Below are 15,850 nucleotides of genomic sequence, written 5' to 3'. Positions count from 1 at the left end.
AATAATGACACTTATAACATATGAGTATTCTTAAAGATAGTTTCGGTAGAAAATTCCCATACATACGACTTTCTATTTCCGATGTTTGCAACTTTAAATGTGGGTATTGTTTACCTGATGGATACAAAATTGATAAAAGTGACAATAGAAGTTTTCTAAATATTGAAGAAATAGGAAGATTAGCAAAAGCACTATCTGAATTAGGTGTGTCAAAGATTAGACTTACTGGTGGTGAACCAACTGTAAGAAAAGATTTTTTTGAAATAGTTAAAATTATTAAAAAAAATTCAGGAATAAAAAAAACTGTAATAACTACTAATGGTTACAGATTAGATAAGATAGCTGATAATATAAAGAATAGTGGCTTAGATGGAATTAATATTAGTATTGATAGTTTAAACGCCGATACTTTTAAAAAGATTACAGGTCATGACAGATTAGGAGAAATTCTTAAAGGTATTAAAAATTTACAAAAATTAAATTTCAAAAATATTAAAATTAATGCTGTTTTGTTAAAAGGAGTGAATGATACAGAGAAAGATTTTAATAATTGGGCTGAATTTATAAAAAATAATGAAATTGATTTTAGATATATTGAATTGATGCAAACAGGAGATAATCTTGATTATTTCAATAATTATCATGTTCCAGCAAAAAAATTTACTGATTATTTAAATAATAATAATTGGGTTATTCAAACATTTGGTAAAGATGCAGGGCCATCAAAGAACTATTTAAATCCAAAGTTTAAAGGGAAATTTGGTGTTATAGCTCCCTACTCTAAAGATTTTTGCAAAAGTTGTAACAGGTTAAGAATTACTGCAAAAGGTGATTTAAGATTATGCCTTTTTGGAAATACTGGAATTAATATTAGACATTTAATGCAAAAAGATAGTCAAATAGAAGAATTAAAAGATTTAATTTTAAAACAACTTAACTTTAAGAAAGAGTCTCATTATTTAGAAATTGGTGAAACTGGGTTAACAAAAAATTTATCAACAACCGGTGGTTAATATGAAAAATTTAAAGGTTATTAAAAATAATGAATTAAAAGATTGGGCAGAAGAAATCTTTAATAAGAACTCTTTTAATATGGTGAATGTTTCAGCTAAAAAAGAAACATTTAGAAGAGCATTAGCATCTGGAAAAATTTATGTTGGAAAAGATGTTTTTAAATTAATTAAAAATAAAGAAATGCCAAAAGGAGACCCAGTAAGTCTTGCAGAAGTATCCGCAGTTTTGGGAGTTAAAAAAACTAGTGAATTAATACCTTTATGTCATCCCCTGCCAATTGATCATACAGCTACTAAAATTATTATGCATGATGAGGATAGTTCACTCGAAGTATTTTGTATTGTATCTGCATATGCAAAAACAGGGGTAGAAATGGAAGCTATTATGGGAGTAAATGCTGCTTTAATAACTATCTATGACTTAAGTAAAATTGTTAATCCACATTTGAAAATTGATAATGTTAAGTTGTTGATTAAAGAAGGTGGAAAAAGTGGTCTATGGAAAAATCCTGAGGGACTTCCAGAATTTTTAAAAGAAATATTTTAATTGTTAAAATTAATGAAGGTAACAATAGAACTGTTTGGTGCTAGTAGAGATTTTAGTAATCAAGATTCTATTGAAATAAATATTGAAAACAATTCAACAATTAAAGATGTGAGAGATAAGATGTTAGATTATCTACATTCAAATTTTAAAGGTAATGAAAATTTTATAAAAATTGTAAATTCATCAGTATTTTGCTCAAAGGACAATATAATCAGCGACAATTATAAAATAACAAATCATGAAAAAATTGCTATTATTCCGCCAATCGGAGGAGGTTAATGCTTCATACAAAAGTTGTAGATATTAAAGATAAAAAACTTTCAATTATTGATGCTGAAAAATTTATTTCATCCTCTGACTTTGGTGCATCAATATTTTTTTCTGGAACAGTAAGAAATCAAAATAATAATAAAAGTGTAACTGGAATAACTTATGATAGCCATGATGCACTAGTGATAAAAAGTTTTGAAGAAATTTATAATGAAGCAGATCAAAAGTTAAAAATTAAAGACAAAGCGGTATTTATTGAGCATGCAAAGGGTTTCTTAAATCTTGGCGAAATAAGTATTATTATTGCTGTTGCTTGTAAACACCGTGATGAAGCTTATGTTTTATCTAGATATATTATTGAGGAAATAAAAAAAAGATCCCCTATTTGGAAAAAAGAACACTATCAAAATAATGAAACAGACTGGTTAAAAGGAAATCCAATCCAATATGAAAAAAATTAAATATTCAGAAATTACTCCAGAAAAGATTTATAGAAATAGAAGAAGCTTTATCAAATCAATGGGTTTAGGTGCTGGATCTATCGCTTTAACATCAATTCCATTTATCAATAATGCTAGATCTAACGAAGAAAGACAAGCTTACTAGCTTACAAAGATATTACTACCTACAATAATTATTACGAGTTTGGTACATCTAAAAGTGATCCATATAAAAATTCACAAAATTTTAAAACAGACCCTTGGACAATAAGTATTGAAGGAGAAGTTGAAAAACCAATCAAACTTTCAATGGAAGAAATTTCACTGAACAATTTGTCTCAGAGGAAAGAATTCACCGATTAAGATGTGTTGAAGGATGGTCAATGGTAATCCCATGGATGGGTTTTTCTTTAAGTGAATTATTATCAAAAGTTAATCCTAACTAGTAAGGCAAAATTTGTTGAGTTTGAAAGTGTTTATGATCCTGATCAAATGAAAGGTCAACGATATCCAGTTTTAAATGGCCTTATAAAGAGGGATTAAGAATTGATGAAGCAATGCATCCTTTAACTACAGTTGTGACTGGTCTATATGGTAAAAAACTTCCAAATCAAAATGGAGCTCCTCTCAGAATATTTACTCCATGGAAATATGGTTTTAAGAGTGCCAAGGCTATTGTTAAAATAAAATTTGTTGAAAAGATGCCAACATCATCTTGGATGTGGGCTTCCCCAAGAGAATATGGATTTTATTCAAATGTAAATCCAAATGTTGATCATCCAAGATGGTCTCAAGCTACAGAAAGAGTTATAGGAAATGATATTTTTGCTCCTAGAGTAAAAACTTTAATGTTTAATGGGTATGGAGATGAGGTAGCAAACTTATATACTGGCATGGATTTAAAAAAATATTTTTAATGAAAAATATTTTAAACCTGGCGTATTTTTTTTAAGCACAATTCCATTTTTATTTATTCTTTATAAGATTTATTTCAATAAACTTGGTCCTGAGCCTGTAAAAGAAATTACTCATTATACTGGTGAATGGACTTTAATATTTATTTGTCTAACCTTAAGCATGACTCCTCTTAAAAGATTAACAAACTTAACTATGTGGGTTAGTTTTCGAAGAATGTTAGGATTATTTGTTTTTTTTTATGCATCTCTTCATTTACTTACTTATATAGGTATTGATTATAGATTTAACTGGCAACCTATCTTAGATGATGTTTTTAAAAAAAAATATATTTTTATTGGATTTTCAGCTTGGTTATTATTAATTCCATTAGCAATAACTTCTTCACAAAAAATGATAAAATTACTTAAAAATAATTGGAAAAGATTACACAGATTAATTTATATAATCGCAATATTTGGATCTCTTCATTATATCTGGTTATCTAAAACAATTTTTTTTAAACCATTAGTTTACTTGGTAATAATACTTGTTTTGTTAGCTTTAAGAATTAAAATTAAAAAAAGGAATGTAAATTATGGATGATAAAATAAAAAAAGAAATACAATCAGCTACTTTTGAGAGATTGATTAAATCATTTAGATGAAAGAAAAGATGTGCAAAATATAGATCTTATGAATTTAGCTAACTTTTGCAGAAATTGTTTATCTAGATGGTATAGAGAGGAAGCTGAAAAAAAAGGTATTAGACTATATCTGATCCTGATGCAAGAGAACATATTTATGGAATGCCTTATCCAGAATGGAAAGAAAAATATCAAAAATAACTATTTTTCTTTAAGTCTAGGAAATAATTCAACAAAATTACATGGTTTGTGATTAATATCTAATTGATGTTTTAAAATTCCATCCCATGCATCAGTGACACCTCCAGAAGAACCTGGTAATGCAAAAACATATTTACCATTTGCTAAAACTGCACAAGCTCTAGACTGTATTGCTGAAGTACCTACTGTTTTAAGACTTATGGTTCTAAAAACTTCACCAAAACCAGGTATTTGTTTATCTGCAATTTCATCTATTGCTTCTGGAGTAATATCTCTTCCAGTAAGTCCTGTTCCTCCAGTAGTTATTATTACATCAATGTTTTTATTGTTAATCCATTCTTTTAAAATTAAAACAATATCTTCTTTATTGTCTTTACAAATTTTTCTATCAATTAAATTATGATTAGCTTCTTTAATTTTTTCTACAAGAATTGCTCCAGATTTATCATTATCAAAAGTTCTGGTATCTGTTACAGTTAATAAAGCTATATTTACATTCATAAAAATTTTTAAGTATGATTATATTATCAATATTTTTTCTCATAACATCAATATTATATTCTAGTGTTGGCTTTGGAGGTGGATCAACTTATTTAGCTCTAATGCTAATTTGGGAAATTCCTTTTTATATAATTCCAATATTAGCATTATGTTGCAACATTATTGTAGTATCAGGAAATTCAATTAACTATGTAAGATCTGGAAATCTTAATCTTAATTTGCTTGTTCCATACTTGATTGGGTCTATACCTTTTGCATTTTTTGGAGCCTCAATATCCATTTCAAAGGAATTATTTGAAATAATTTTATTTATTATCTTATTCATTGCTGGAATACTTTTGTTGATTAAAAAGCAAATCATACAGTGATGATCAAATTAAGATAAATTCAATTCCAAAAGTTGTTTCTATATTTATTGGATCTGTTATTGGGTTTTTTTCAGGAATAGTTGGAATTGGTGGTGGTATATTTTTAAGTCCAATTTTATTCTTAATGAAAGCAGGATATCCAAGACATATTGCTACTACAGCATCACTATTTATCTTAATCAACTCGATATTTGGTGTAGCTGGTCAACTTACTAAAAATATTGTTTTTGATGAATTTTTGAATTATTGGCCTCTATTTTTGTGTGTATTATTGGAGGGCAGATTGGAAATTTACTTAAATATAAAATTTTATCTAACAAAACACTTAGCATAATAACTTCGATGTTAGTAATTTTTGTAGCTATAAGAATGGGTATAAGACTGATACCATAATCTTGATTTAATTAACTTTTAATATATTTAATCTTAAAATGAAAAACATTAAACCTTTTGGACCATCGATTGGAAAAACTAAAATTTCTAAAAAATTTTCTGATAAATTAAATAATGAATTTGATATCAAATCTAATTCAAAAAAAATTGATTACAGCTCAAAATTAGCTAGTCAAATTAAAAATGAATTAAAAATTTCAAATAATTTTATTAAGAAAAATTTAGAAAAAGAATTAATAGAAAATATTAATAAATTTTTTCAATGATAAAATTAAAAATATTAAGAAATTAAAATTTTAAATTTATGGGTAGTTCGTCAATTCAAGAGGTGAATATAACCCTATTCACTATCATGAAGGAGATTTATCAGGTGTTGGTTATTTAAAATTACCAAAAGGTATGACAAATAATAAAATGGTTAAAAATAAAAAATTAAAACAAATGGAACAATTGATTTCATAAATGGTCAAAAAGGATTTCTAAGTAAAAGTATTTATAATGTTGTGCCAAAAATTAGAGATTTATTAATCTTTCCAAATTATTTAATGCATACTGCTTATCCTTTTAATATTGAAGGAGAGCGTAGATCATTTTCTTTTAATGCCAAAATTATTTTATAAAAAATAGTTTACAAATATTTATTAAAGTTTTATAAATTATTTGCCGATTTGATCCTATTGCGGGCGTTAACTGCTAAAAAGGAAATTCCCACAAAATCAATAAGCAAGGTAGTTGAACTATATTGTGCACCTAGCAAAAAGCTAAAGCACTAAAAAAGTGAGGATAAAATGGACTTAAATTTTTTCAAACAAACAAGAATATTAGATGGCGGTATGGGGCAAGAACTATTGGCTAGAGGAATGAAACATAATGGAACACTCTGGAGTGCTAATGCAATATTAAATGAAAATTATCACCAATTACTAGAAGATACTCATAGAGATTTTGTAAAAGCGGGAGCTGAAGTAATTGTTACTACTACTTTTACTACAAGACGAAAAAGACTTAGAGAAAATAATATTGAAGATAAATTTGAGTATTTAAATATAAAAGCTGGTGAAATAGCAAATAAAGTTAAAAAAGAATTTCCAAATATTTTAATTGCTGGCGGATTACCTCCTCAAGAATTAACTTATGAACCAGATGAAAGAAGTGAAGATGAAATTACAAAAACTTTTAATGAACAGGCTAAATTATTAAACGATTATGTTGATTTTTTTTATTTTGATGTGTGGAGCAGTATTAAAGAATTTAAATGTGGAATTGAAGCAATCAAAGAATTTAAAAAACCATACTTGATTGGAATTCACATATCTGAAGGAACTAATTTACCTAGTGGAGAAAAAATTTCAGAAATTAAAGGAATTATTAATGATCAATTGCTAGGTATAATGCTTTCTTGTGTATCACCTGAAAATTATGAAAAAAATCTTCAAGAAATGAGAGAATTAAATGTACCATTTGGATTTAAATTAAATGGCTTTATGACAACCAAACCAAAAGATGGCTACACATCATCTTATTTTAAAAATGATGGTGGAAATCCTAATAAATTCTTAGGCCAAAGACACGATCTTACTCCAGACAAAATTGGTGAAATCGCAAAAAAATTTAAAGATAATGGTGCTACTATACTAGGAGGTTGCTGTGAAACCAGACCTTCGCACATAGAAGCTATGGCAAAACTTAAATAGTTTTTTTATTGTCAGCTTTTTTTACAAAATAAATACCAATACAAACTGCGATTAAAGATATTAATACTTTAATTGTTATTAACTCTTTTAGAAATATATAACCTAAGATAGTTCCAAATATTGGTATTAAGTAAGAAACTTGTGATTGAAAAATTAAACCATTATTTTTTAAAATTCTAAATCTTAACAACCATGCTACACCCGTTGGAACAATTCCCAAGTATATGACTGAAATCAAAGAGTCTGTTCTTGGAATTGATTGCCAAGGTTGCTCTATAAAGCTTACAAGTGGAATTAAAATTATAATTGCCCAAATCAATATTGACCCTGTTACATTTTCATTTTTTTTCTTACTAATCTTTAAAGTTAAAACACCACCAATTACATAACAAGTTGAGCCAAGTAATATTAATAATGCTGATCAAAATTATTTTCATCAATTAAAAGATTGTCAGAAAATAAAAAAACAATTCCTGAAAACCCAATTAAAATTCCAATCGTTTTTACTAAATTAAATCTTTTCATTTTTTGTATAAAAATGCCCAATACTGTTGAACTTAAAGGTGTAGTAGACATTAAAATTGCTGCTAGATTACTTTGAACTGATTTAACTCCATATGCTATTAAGAAAAATGGAGCTACTAAATTAATAAACCCTATCATCGCAAACCAATGCCAATCTTTTGAAAACGCTTCAATTTTTATATTTTTATAATAGCAAAGAAGCAAAACTGGAATAGCTCCAAAAAAAACTCTTAAAAAGGCGATGGTTACAGGTCCAAAAGAATAAGTAGCTATCTTGATATTAAAAAAAGCTGAAGCCCAAATCAAAGCTAGAACTGTTAATAAAATATAATCTATTAATTTTGGTTGTCTCATTCTGTAATCTCTTTTTTTTCACCGTTAGTTAAGATTGTTAATTGTTTAAAATCTATTTTAAAAACACAGTTTGGGTGTCCTGCTGCAGCAAAAATGGTTGTAAATCTTTCTAAATTATTATCAATATAGATTTTTAATTCATTTAAATGTCCTACAGGAGAAACTCCACCAATTGTATATCCAGTAATTTTTTTAACTTCATTTGGATGTGCCATAGAAACATCTTTAATATTAAAAATATTTTTAAGTTTATTTAAGGAGCATCTTTTATCTCCAGACACTAAACAAAGAATGAAATTATCTTCAGTTTTAAATAATAAGCTTTTAACAATTGCGCCAACATTACAACCCAAGGCTGTAGCAGCATCTTGTGCGGTACGTGCTGTTTTTTCCAAACAAATAATTTCTAAATTAGAATTAAATGCTTTAATTGCTTTTTCAGCTCTTTTAACTGGCTCTTTGTTCAGTAATGGGTTCATTATGAAAAACTTATTAAATAATATTGAATAAATACAATACTTATGTGAAAATTGCATAGGTGTTATTTATTAAATAAGCAATATTTTTCGCGATTAATTTGTTAATTACCACTCATAAAATTATATAGGAGACAAAATGAGCGCAGCAAATGTTTTAAAATTTATAAAAGAAAAAGAAGCAGAATTCGTAGATCTAAGATTTACCGACCCTAGAGGTAAGCTTCAACATTTAACAATGGATGTAACTATTGTTGACGATGAAATGCTTAATGAAGGTGTGTTTTTTGATGGTTCATCCATTGCTGGCTGGAAAGCTATTAACGAATCTGACATGATTTTAAAACCAGATACCTCAAGAATGATTATGGATCCTTTTACTTCTCATAATACTGTAGTTCTATTTTGTGATATTTTAGATGCTGTTAAGAAATCTCCTTACGAAAGAGATCCAAGAGGTACTGCAAAAAAAGCTGAAGAGTATTTAAAATCATCAGGTGTTGGAGATAAAGCTTTCTTTGGTCCGGAGCCAGAATTTTTTGTTTTTGATGATGTGAGGATTAGCAATAATCCTAACAACACAGGGTTTGTTTTAGATAGCAAAGAAGGTCCATATAACTCTGGTAAAGTTTATGAAAACGGCAACATGGGTCATAGACCTCCAGTTAAAGGTGGTTACTTTCCAGTCCCTCCTGTTGATAGTGAACAAGATATGCGTGGTGAATATTTAAAAAACTTAAAAGAGGTTGGAATTAAAGTTGAAAAACACCATCATGAAGTAGCGCCTAGTCAGCATGAACTTGGTATGTATTTTGGAACTTTGGTTGATCAAGCAGATAATGTTCAGTTATATAAATATGTTGTACAAATGGTGACTCATTCATTTGGTAAAACAGCTACCTTCATGCCTAAACCTGTTGCAGGTGATAATGGTTCTGGGATGCACATTCACCAATCAATTTGGAAAGGTGATACGCCAGTATTTTCTGGTGATGCTTATGCAGGATTATCAGAGACAGCTCTACATTATATTGGTGGTATTTTAAAACATGCTAAAGCAATTAATGCTTTTGCTAACTCAACAACAAATAGTTACAAGAGATTAATTCCTGGTTTTGAAGCGCCAGTTCTTCTTGCATATTCTGCAAGAAATAGATCTGCATCTTGTCGTATACCAATTACTCTAAGTAAAAATGGTGCAAGATGTGAAATAAGATTTCCTGATGCCTCTGGGAATCCTTATTTAACTTTTGCCGCAATGTTGATGGCTGGACTTGATGGAATTAAAAATAAAATTCATCCAGGTGAATCGTTTGACAAAGACCTATATGAATTACCACCGGAAGAAGTTAGTGCTATTCCAACTGTGTGTGGCTCTCTAAGAGAAGCTATGGAAAGTTTAGATAAAGATAGAGAGTTTCTAACTCAAGGTGGTGTATTTACAGACGATCAAATAGATGCTTACATTGCACTTAAGTTTGAAGAAATACATAAATTTGAGCACGCACCTCATCCAGTTGAGTTTGAGATGTATTACAGTAGCTAGTAATTAATTACTGTCTAGTTGTTGCAATTGTATCTTTGTTAACACCTTTTTTAACAACGTAGTCCTGTGTGCCGTTTGCACCAGTTTCTACTTCTTTACGAAGATCTTTAAAAAAAGTTCTTTGCTTTAAAGAATTCTTAAGGGTTTTAACAAGATTTTTAAATTCAAATGTATTCATAAGAGATTCATATACTAGATATGCATAATATGCAATACTGATATGCAAATAATAGGATAATACGTATTACTCAATTTTGAAAGATTCACCACACCCACAACGCTCAGTTTCATTGGGATTATTAAAGACAAAAGATGATGAAAGTTCTTCTTTTTTATAATCCATCTCTGTACCAAGCAAATACATTATTGCAGCAGAATCAACGAATACTTTTACACCTTTGTCATCAATGACTTCATCATTAGGGTTAATTTCTTTTGTATATTCCATCACATAAGACATACCGGCACAACCACCTGTTTTAACTGACACTCTTACACCCAGTGAATCTTTTTCAGCATTAGACATGATTTCTTTAATTCTTAAAGCTGCATTATCACTTAATTTAATTATAGGACTCATTATAAATTTAACTCCAATTTTGCCGCTTCAGACATCATATCTTTATTCCAAGGAGGGTCCCAAACTAATTCAAGATCAACATCATCTATACCTTCAACTTGCATAGCACCTTCTTTAACTTCTTTAGGTAAACTTTCTGCTACTGGACAATTAGGTGTTGTTAGTGTCATTTTAATTTTAGCAAAATTATCATTTTCAACTTTTACATCATAAATTAAACCTAACTCATAGATATTAACAGGTAATTCAGGATCATAAATCTTTCTGATTTCTTCAATTATTTGTTCTTTTTTTGTCATTTAATTAATTTTCTGTATTAACTTGATCAATTTTATCTTCAAAAGCTGAAACCAAAGTATGCCATGATAGTGTTGCACACTTAACTCTCATTGGGTACTGTTTTACTCCAGACAAACACATTAATTTTGTTTTTTCATCTTCTTCTAATTTTTCTGATTTTAATTCAGGGTTTTCTTTGATCATGCCTAAAAAATCTTCAACTATTTCTTTTGCTTCATGTTCGTTTTTACCTTTAATTAAATCTGTCATGATGGATGCTGACGCCATTGAAATTGCACAACCACTACCTTCAAAAGAGATATCTTCAACAATTTTTTGTCCATTAAGTTTTAAATAAACATGAACATTATCACCACACAAAGGGTTATGTCCTTTAGCATCTTTATTAAAATCATTTGTCTTACCAAGATTTCTTGGATTTTTACCATGCTCTAATATTATTTCTTGGTATAATTCTTTTAAGTTCATTTTAAATCAAATATTTTTTTACAATTATTTATTGCATTGTTAAGTTTATCAAGATCATCTTTAGTATTATAAATTCCAACTGACGCTCTAGAGCTTGCCGGAATATTTAATTTATCATGAAGTATTTGGCAGCAATGATGTCCAGCTCTTATTGCAACTCCATCTTCGTCTAAAATAGTTGCTACATCATGAGGATGAATACCTTCTATAGTAAAAGATAAAACTCCACCTTTATTTTTAGGACTACCTATTAATTTAACAGAATTATTTTTTTGCAATAATTCTTGTCCATACTCAACTAATTCTGCTTCATGTTTCATCACAGTTATCTATTCCAACACTTTCTAAAAATTTAATTGATTGATCAAATGCTATTACTTGAGCGGTGGCCATAGTACCTGCCTCATATTTATTGGGTAAATCACCATAGGAAATTCGATCTTTTTTAACCTCGTTGATCATTCCTCCGCCACCTTGATATGGGGGTAATTCTTCTAACCATTTTTTTTTACCATATAAAACACCTAAACCAGTTGGACCATACATTTTATGACAAGAAATTGCATAAAAATCACAATCAAGATCTTGCATATCTAGTTTTAAATGTGGTGCCCCCTGACAACCATCAACTACAACAATTATATCTTTTGAGTGTGCCAACTCTGTTATCTCTTTAATAGGTAAAATTGCACCAGTTACATTTGATAAATGTGTAACTGAAATTATTTTTGTTTTAGGGGTAATCTTTTTTTCAATTTCATCTAAAGTAATTTCACCAAATTCATTGATTTCAGCAAAGTTTATTTTAATATTTTTTGATTTTCTTAAAAAATGCCATGGAACATAATTAGAATGATGCTCTAATTCAGTAATAAGAATTTCGTCACCCTCTTGTAAATAGTTTTGACCCAATGTGTTAGCAACTAAGTTAAGAGCTTCAGTTGCACCTTTGGTAAATACAATTTCATTTTTATCGTTTGCATTAATATATCTTTGAACTGAAGTCCTTGTGTTTTCGTATAAATTGGTAGCAGCTACAGCAAGATAATGAACACTTCTTCCTACATTAGAAAATTGCTTAGTATAAAATTCATTAATCCTATCAATTACAACTTTTGGTTTTTGAGAAGAATTTGCACTATCCAAATAAACCAAATCATTATTTTGTATTTTTTCATCAAAAATTGGAAATTCTTTTTTTATATTGTCTATATTCATTCTTTAATACCTGTAAGTTTTTTAATTAAAGATTTAACATCTTCGTTAGTAATTTTTTCAATAACTTCATTTAAAAATCCATTTGTTAATAATTTTTTTGACTGAGAATGACTTAAGCCTCTAGACATTAAATAAAAAATGGAGTTTTCATCAATATTTCCTGATGTAGACCCATGTGAGCATTTTACATCATCAGCATAAATTTCTAATTCTGGTTTTGCATTAAATTCAACATCCTCATTAAGCAATAAAGCTCTGCTTAGTTGATAGCCATCAGTTTTTTGAGCTACAGAGTTTACATAAATCTTACCTTGATAAACTCCTTTAGAATTATCACTTAATACACTCTTAATTAATTGATAGCTTTTACAATTTTCTTTATTGTGATTTATTACGGTTTTAATCTCATGATGTTTTTTATTATCTAAATCAATTATTCCATTAAGTGCTACTGAACCATAATCGTTATTAAGAGAACAATTAATGTCATGTTTTGCAAATTTTGAACCTTTGGAGTAAATAAAGTATTCTAAATGACTATTTTTATCTAAGCTTATATCTTTAAATGAATATTTAATATTAGAAGTTGGGTTAATATCTAAATTATAGTTTTTAAGAACAGAATTTTTACCAATACTAATTTTTTGTCTAAAATTTAAAAAATTATTTTTTATATTTTTGTTAGAAATATTAAGTACATCCACTGAAGCATCATCTTCAAGATTGATATCCAATCTCATATTAAAACAATGAGACTCTAAGTCTGGGGTCAAATAATTATATAAAATCAGTGGTTTTTTAAACTGATACCCCTTATTTATAGTAATTTTAATATAATTTGAGAGAAAAGCGGTATTTAAATTTAGTAATACGTTTTCATTTAATTCATTATCCAATTCTAAATCTTTTTCTAAAGAAATTTTATCTTCATTTTCATAACTAAAATCAACTTTTGATATTTTGCCATCAACAAAAACTATTTTATTGTGATCAAATTCGTTAATAAAATTAATATCAATGCTTGATTGAGTTATCTTTTTTTGAAAAAGCTAAATTTTCAAAGTTTGTTGAAATAATTTGATTTAAATCTGAAAATTTCCAATCTTCAATACGTTTATTTGGAAAACCTTGTTCTAAAAATTTATTAAAGTTTTTTTCTTTAATTTCTTTTTGAGAATTTGAAAAACCTCCCTCATCTAATAATTCTTCAAAATTTGATTTTATTTCAGTTTGCATTAATTAAAATCCTCATATCCAACTTTTTCTAATTCTTTAGCTAATTCAAAGTTTCCAGATTTTATTATTTGACCATCTTTTAGCACGTGAACAAAATCTGGTTTTATATAATCAAGTAACCTTTGATAATGGGTAATTATCAAAAATGAGTTATCTTTATTCCTTAATGAATTAACTCCTTCTGAAACTATTCTAAGAGCATCTATATCCAAACCAGAGTCTGTTTCATCTAATATTGAAAGTTTTGGATTTAAAATTGACATTTGTAAGATTTCGTTTTTCTTTTTTTCACCACCAGAAAAACCTACGTTAAGTTGTCTGCTTAATATCTTTTCGTCAAATTTTAATTCAGCTGATTTTTGTTTTATTAATTTTAAAAACTCTAAAGCATCTAGTTCTTTCTCACCTCTTGCTTTTTTAATTGCATTAATGGATGTTTTCAAAAATGTGTTAGTATTAACCCCAGGAATTTCTAATGGATATTGAAATGCTAAAAAAATTCCTTTATGTGCTCTTTCTTCAGTTTCTAAGTCTAGCAAATTTTCGCCTTCAAAAGTAACACTTCCTTTTACTTCGTATCCTTTTTTTCCAGATAAAATGTTTGATAATGTACTTTTACCAGAACCATTAGGTCCCATAATTGCATGTACTTCACCAGGTTTTATATTCAAATTTAAACCTTTTAATATTTCTTTATCCTCAATTTTTGCTTTTAAATTTTCAATTGCTAACATTTAACCAACACTCCCCTCTAAGCTAATACTTACTAATTTTTGGGCCTCTACAGCAAATTCCATTGGAAGTTGTTGTAAAACTTCTTTGCAAAATCCATTAACAATTAAACTAATTGCCTCTTCTTGATTTAATCCTCTTTGATTACAATAATATAATTGCTCATCACTTATTTTTGATGTGGTGGCCTCATGTTCAATATTAGATTTAAGGTTTTTATTCTTTATGTAAGGAATAGTGTGTGCACCACATTTGTTTCCCATTAATAATGAATCACATTGAGTAAAATTACGTGAATTTTCTGCTTTAGACGAGATATCTACAAGCCCTCTGTACATCATATCTGAATATCCTGCTGAAATTCCTTTTGAAATTATCTTACTTTTAGTATTTTTTCCCAAATGAATCATTTTGGTTCCAGTATCAGCTTTTTGATGATTATTTGTAATTGCTATAGAATAAAATTCTCCAACTGAATTATCTCCTTTTAATATACAGCTTGGATATTTCCAAGTTATTGCAGAACCAGTTTCAACTTGGGTCCAGGAAATTTTAGAATTTTTACCTTTGCACAAACCTCTCTTAGTTACAAAATTATAAATCCCACCTTTGCCATCTTTATCACCAGGATACCAATTTTGAACTGTTGAATATTTTATTTCAGCATCGTCAAGTGCAATCAATTCAACATTTGCAGCATGTAATTGATTTTCATCTCTCATAGGAGCGGTACATCCCTCTAAATAACTAACGTAACTTCCTTTATCAGCAATAATTAATGTTCTTTCAAACTGACCTGTTTCTGTTGCATTGATTCTAAAGTATGTAGACAATTCCATTGGACATTTTACCCCTTCAGGAATGTAAACGAATGAACCATCAGTAAATACAGCAGAATTAAGAGTTGCAAAAAAATGATCTGTTGTTGGAATGACTGATCCTAAATATTTTTTAACTAAGTCTGGATGTTTTTGGATGGCTTCAGAAATAGGGCAAAAAATGATTCCTTGTTTGGTTAATTCTTCTTTAAATGTTGTTGCAACTGACACAGAGTCAAATACTGCATCAACAGCAATACCATTTAGTCTTGCTTGTTCTTGAAGAGGTATACCAAGTTTTTTATAAGTCTCTAAAAGTTTTGGATCTAATTCATCTAAACTTTTGGGTTTATCATCCATACTTTTAGGTGCTGAATAATAATATAAATCTTGGTAATCAATTTTTGGGTACTTTGGTTTTTGCCAATTAGGTTCTTTTAGCTGTTTAAATCTCTCAAATGCTTTAAGTCTAAAATCAAGCATCCATTGAGGCTCTTTTTTAATATCTGAAATAAATTTAATTACATCCTCATTTAAACCTTTTGGTGCTCTTGTATTTTCAATATCAGTTGAAAAACCATATTTATAATCTTTTAAATTATCTATTTCTTTTTGTCTGTTATCCATAAC

Annotated in this window: 28 protein-coding genes and 1 riboswitch; of the genes, 14 read left to right on the top strand and 14 right to left on the bottom strand. The window is 28.3% G+C overall.

Features of this window, described 5'->3' with window-relative positions:
- Positions 1–20: 20 nt before the first annotated feature.
- From moaA to Q0X98_RS07445, 8 genes are all read left to right on the top strand, one after another.
- Positions 21–1,013, top strand: a complete 993-nt coding sequence (gene moaA, locus Q0X98_RS03490) for a GTP 3',8-cyclase MoaA (protein ID WP_297681493.1) — start codon at positions 21–23, stop codon at positions 1,011–1,013.
- 1 nt (position 1,014) lies between these two features.
- Positions 1,015–1,560, top strand: coding sequence for a cyclic pyranopterin monophosphate synthase MoaC (gene moaC / locus Q0X98_RS03485; protein WP_297681491.1), 546 nt, complete (start codon positions 1,015–1,017; stop codon positions 1,558–1,560).
- A gap of 12 nt (positions 1,561–1,572) precedes the next feature.
- Positions 1,573–1,839 (top strand): MoaD/ThiS family protein, encoded by a 267-nt coding sequence (locus Q0X98_RS03480; RefSeq protein ID WP_297681488.1) that lies wholly within the window; start codon positions 1,573–1,575, stop codon positions 1,837–1,839.
- A complete protein-coding gene (locus Q0X98_RS03475) occupies positions 1,839–2,291 on the top strand; it encodes a molybdenum cofactor biosynthesis protein MoaE (protein WP_297681486.1) in 453 nt (150 codons plus the stop codon). The genes Q0X98_RS03480 and Q0X98_RS03475 overlap by 1 nt, the downstream gene beginning before the upstream one ends.
- Positions 2,278–2,436, top strand: a complete 159-nt coding sequence (locus Q0X98_RS03470; protein WP_297681484.1) for a twin-arginine translocation signal domain-containing protein — start codon at positions 2,278–2,280, stop codon at positions 2,434–2,436. Before Q0X98_RS03475 ends, Q0X98_RS03470 begins: the two co-directional genes overlap by 14 nt.
- Before the next feature lie 340 nt (positions 2,437–2,776).
- On the top strand, positions 2,777–3,187 hold the full coding sequence (gene msrP, locus Q0X98_RS03465) for a protein-methionine-sulfoxide reductase catalytic subunit MsrP (protein ID WP_320415268.1): 411 nt from the start codon (positions 2,777–2,779) through the stop codon (positions 3,185–3,187).
- A complete protein-coding gene (locus tag Q0X98_RS03460) occupies positions 3,180–3,770 on the top strand; it encodes a protein-methionine-sulfoxide reductase heme-binding subunit MsrQ (protein WP_320415267.1) in 591 nt (196 codons plus the stop codon). The genes msrP and Q0X98_RS03460 overlap by 8 nt, the downstream gene beginning before the upstream one ends.
- A 166-nt stretch (positions 3,771–3,936) precedes the next feature.
- Complete coding sequence (locus Q0X98_RS07445; RefSeq protein ID WP_320415266.1) at positions 3,937–4,011, top strand: DUF1244 domain-containing protein; 75 nt, start codon at positions 3,937–3,939, stop codon at positions 4,009–4,011.
- Here the strand turns inward: Q0X98_RS07445 and moaB are convergent, their stop codons facing one another.
- Positions 4,012–4,512, bottom strand: a complete 501-nt coding sequence (gene moaB / locus Q0X98_RS03450; protein WP_297681482.1) for a molybdenum cofactor biosynthesis protein B — start codon at positions 4,510–4,512, stop codon at positions 4,012–4,014.
- A 14-nt stretch (positions 4,513–4,526) separates the two neighbouring features.
- Between moaB and Q0X98_RS03445 the strand changes: the two genes are divergently transcribed.
- The 5 genes from Q0X98_RS03445 (at position 4,527) to Q0X98_RS03425 (ending at position 6,967) form a co-directional block, all read left to right on the top strand.
- Positions 4,527–4,880: a TSUP family transporter gene (locus tag Q0X98_RS03445; protein ID WP_297681480.1), complete on the top strand. Its 354-nt coding sequence runs from the start codon at positions 4,527–4,529 to the stop codon at positions 4,878–4,880.
- Between the two features lie 7 nt (positions 4,881–4,887).
- The gene (locus Q0X98_RS03440) at positions 4,888–5,214 is read left to right on the top strand and encodes a TSUP family transporter (protein ID WP_320415265.1); all 327 of its coding nucleotides are present in this window, start codon (positions 4,888–4,890) and stop codon (positions 5,212–5,214) included.
- A 97-nt stretch (positions 5,215–5,311) separates the two neighbouring features.
- Positions 5,312–5,539 carry a hypothetical protein gene (locus Q0X98_RS03435; RefSeq protein WP_297681477.1) on the top strand — a complete coding sequence of 76 codons (228 nt, stop codon included), beginning with the start codon at positions 5,312–5,314 and terminating at the stop codon, positions 5,537–5,539.
- A gap of 165 nt (positions 5,540–5,704) precedes the next feature.
- Positions 5,705–5,893 carry a putative 2OG-Fe(II) oxygenase gene (locus Q0X98_RS03430; RefSeq protein ID WP_320415264.1) on the top strand — a complete coding sequence of 63 codons (189 nt, stop codon included), beginning with the start codon at positions 5,705–5,707 and terminating at the stop codon, positions 5,891–5,893.
- Between the two features lie 97 nt (positions 5,894–5,990).
- A riboswitch (SAM riboswitch) is annotated at positions 5,991–6,054 on the top strand.
- A gap of 7 nt (positions 6,055–6,061) precedes the next feature.
- Complete coding sequence (locus Q0X98_RS03425) at positions 6,062–6,967, top strand: homocysteine S-methyltransferase family protein (RefSeq protein WP_297681475.1); 906 nt, start codon at positions 6,062–6,064, stop codon at positions 6,965–6,967.
- Here the strand turns inward: Q0X98_RS03425 and Q0X98_RS03420 are convergent.
- Genes Q0X98_RS03420 through Q0X98_RS03410 form a run of 3 tightly spaced genes read right to left on the bottom strand, consistent with a single transcriptional unit; the run spans position 6,960 to position 8,325 of the window.
- Positions 6,960–7,325, bottom strand: coding sequence for a DMT family transporter (locus Q0X98_RS03420; RefSeq protein ID WP_297681536.1), 366 nt, complete (start codon positions 7,323–7,325; stop codon positions 6,960–6,962). The two genes, Q0X98_RS03425 and Q0X98_RS03420, sit on opposite strands and share 8 nt — an antisense overlap.
- Positions 7,326–7,375: 50 nt before the next feature.
- On the bottom strand, positions 7,376–7,846 hold the full coding sequence (locus Q0X98_RS03415) for a DMT family transporter (RefSeq protein WP_297681473.1): 471 nt from the start codon (positions 7,844–7,846) through the stop codon (positions 7,376–7,378).
- On the bottom strand, positions 7,843–8,325 hold the full coding sequence (locus Q0X98_RS03410; protein WP_297681471.1) for a YbaK/EbsC family protein: 483 nt from the start codon (positions 8,323–8,325) through the stop codon (positions 7,843–7,845). The genes Q0X98_RS03415 and Q0X98_RS03410 overlap by 4 nt, the downstream gene beginning before the upstream one ends.
- A 136-nt stretch (positions 8,326–8,461) precedes the next feature.
- On the opposite strand from Q0X98_RS03410, the gene glnA reads away from it, so the two are divergent.
- Positions 8,462–9,868 (top strand): type I glutamate--ammonia ligase, encoded by a 1,407-nt coding sequence (gene glnA / locus Q0X98_RS03405; RefSeq protein WP_297681469.1) that lies wholly within the window; start codon positions 8,462–8,464, stop codon positions 9,866–9,868.
- 7 nt (positions 9,869–9,875) lie between these two features.
- On the opposite strand, the gene Q0X98_RS03400 is transcribed toward glnA, so the two are convergent.
- From Q0X98_RS03400 to sufB, 10 genes are all read right to left on the bottom strand, one after another.
- Positions 9,876–10,046 carry a hypothetical protein gene (locus tag Q0X98_RS03400; protein WP_023648206.1) on the bottom strand — a complete coding sequence of 57 codons (171 nt, stop codon included), beginning with the start codon at positions 10,044–10,046 and terminating at the stop codon, positions 9,876–9,878.
- Between the two features lie 66 nt (positions 10,047–10,112).
- Entirely contained in the window at positions 10,113–10,448 is a 336-nt protein-coding gene (locus Q0X98_RS03395; protein ID WP_297681466.1) for an iron-sulfur cluster assembly accessory protein, read from the bottom strand.
- Complete coding sequence (locus Q0X98_RS03390) at positions 10,448–10,747, bottom strand: SUF system Fe-S cluster assembly protein (RefSeq protein ID WP_297681464.1); 300 nt, start codon at positions 10,745–10,747, stop codon at positions 10,448–10,450. Before Q0X98_RS03390 ends, Q0X98_RS03395 begins: the two co-directional genes overlap by 1 nt.
- Before the next feature lie 4 nt (positions 10,748–10,751).
- Positions 10,752–11,216: a Fe-S cluster assembly sulfur transfer protein SufU gene (sufU, locus tag Q0X98_RS03385; protein ID WP_297681462.1), complete on the bottom strand. Its 465-nt coding sequence runs from the start codon at positions 11,214–11,216 to the stop codon at positions 10,752–10,754.
- Positions 11,213–11,536, bottom strand: a complete 324-nt coding sequence (locus tag Q0X98_RS03380) for an aminotransferase class V-fold PLP-dependent enzyme (RefSeq protein WP_297681460.1) — start codon at positions 11,534–11,536, stop codon at positions 11,213–11,215. Before Q0X98_RS03380 ends, sufU begins: the two co-directional genes overlap by 4 nt.
- Positions 11,526–12,434 (bottom strand): aminotransferase class V-fold PLP-dependent enzyme, encoded by a 909-nt coding sequence (locus tag Q0X98_RS03375; RefSeq protein WP_297681458.1) that lies wholly within the window; start codon positions 12,432–12,434, stop codon positions 11,526–11,528. Before Q0X98_RS03375 ends, Q0X98_RS03380 begins: the two co-directional genes overlap by 11 nt.
- Complete coding sequence (gene sufD, locus Q0X98_RS03370; RefSeq protein WP_297681456.1) at positions 12,431–13,330, bottom strand: Fe-S cluster assembly protein SufD; 900 nt, start codon at positions 13,328–13,330, stop codon at positions 12,431–12,433. Before sufD ends, Q0X98_RS03375 begins: the two co-directional genes overlap by 4 nt.
- Positions 13,331–13,448: 118 nt before the next feature.
- Entirely contained in the window at positions 13,449–13,670 is a 222-nt protein-coding gene (locus Q0X98_RS03365; RefSeq protein WP_297681454.1) for a hypothetical protein, read from the bottom strand.
- Positions 13,670–14,404, bottom strand: coding sequence for a Fe-S cluster assembly ATPase SufC (sufC, locus tag Q0X98_RS03360; protein ID WP_297681452.1), 735 nt, complete (start codon positions 14,402–14,404; stop codon positions 13,670–13,672). The genes Q0X98_RS03365 and sufC overlap by 1 nt, the downstream gene beginning before the upstream one ends.
- Positions 14,405–15,847 carry a Fe-S cluster assembly protein SufB gene (sufB, locus tag Q0X98_RS03355; protein ID WP_297681450.1) on the bottom strand — a complete coding sequence of 481 codons (1,443 nt, stop codon included), beginning with the start codon at positions 15,845–15,847 and terminating at the stop codon, positions 14,405–14,407.
- Positions 15,848–15,850: the final 3 nt, after the last annotated feature.

It is taken from the genome of uncultured Candidatus Pelagibacter sp. (assembly GCF_943788075.1).
Taxonomy (GTDB): domain Bacteria; phylum Pseudomonadota; class Alphaproteobacteria; order Pelagibacterales; family Pelagibacteraceae; genus Pelagibacter.
The sequence above is the reverse complement of the archived record's forward strand: the minus strand, read 5'-3'. Positions and strand labels throughout refer to the sequence as shown.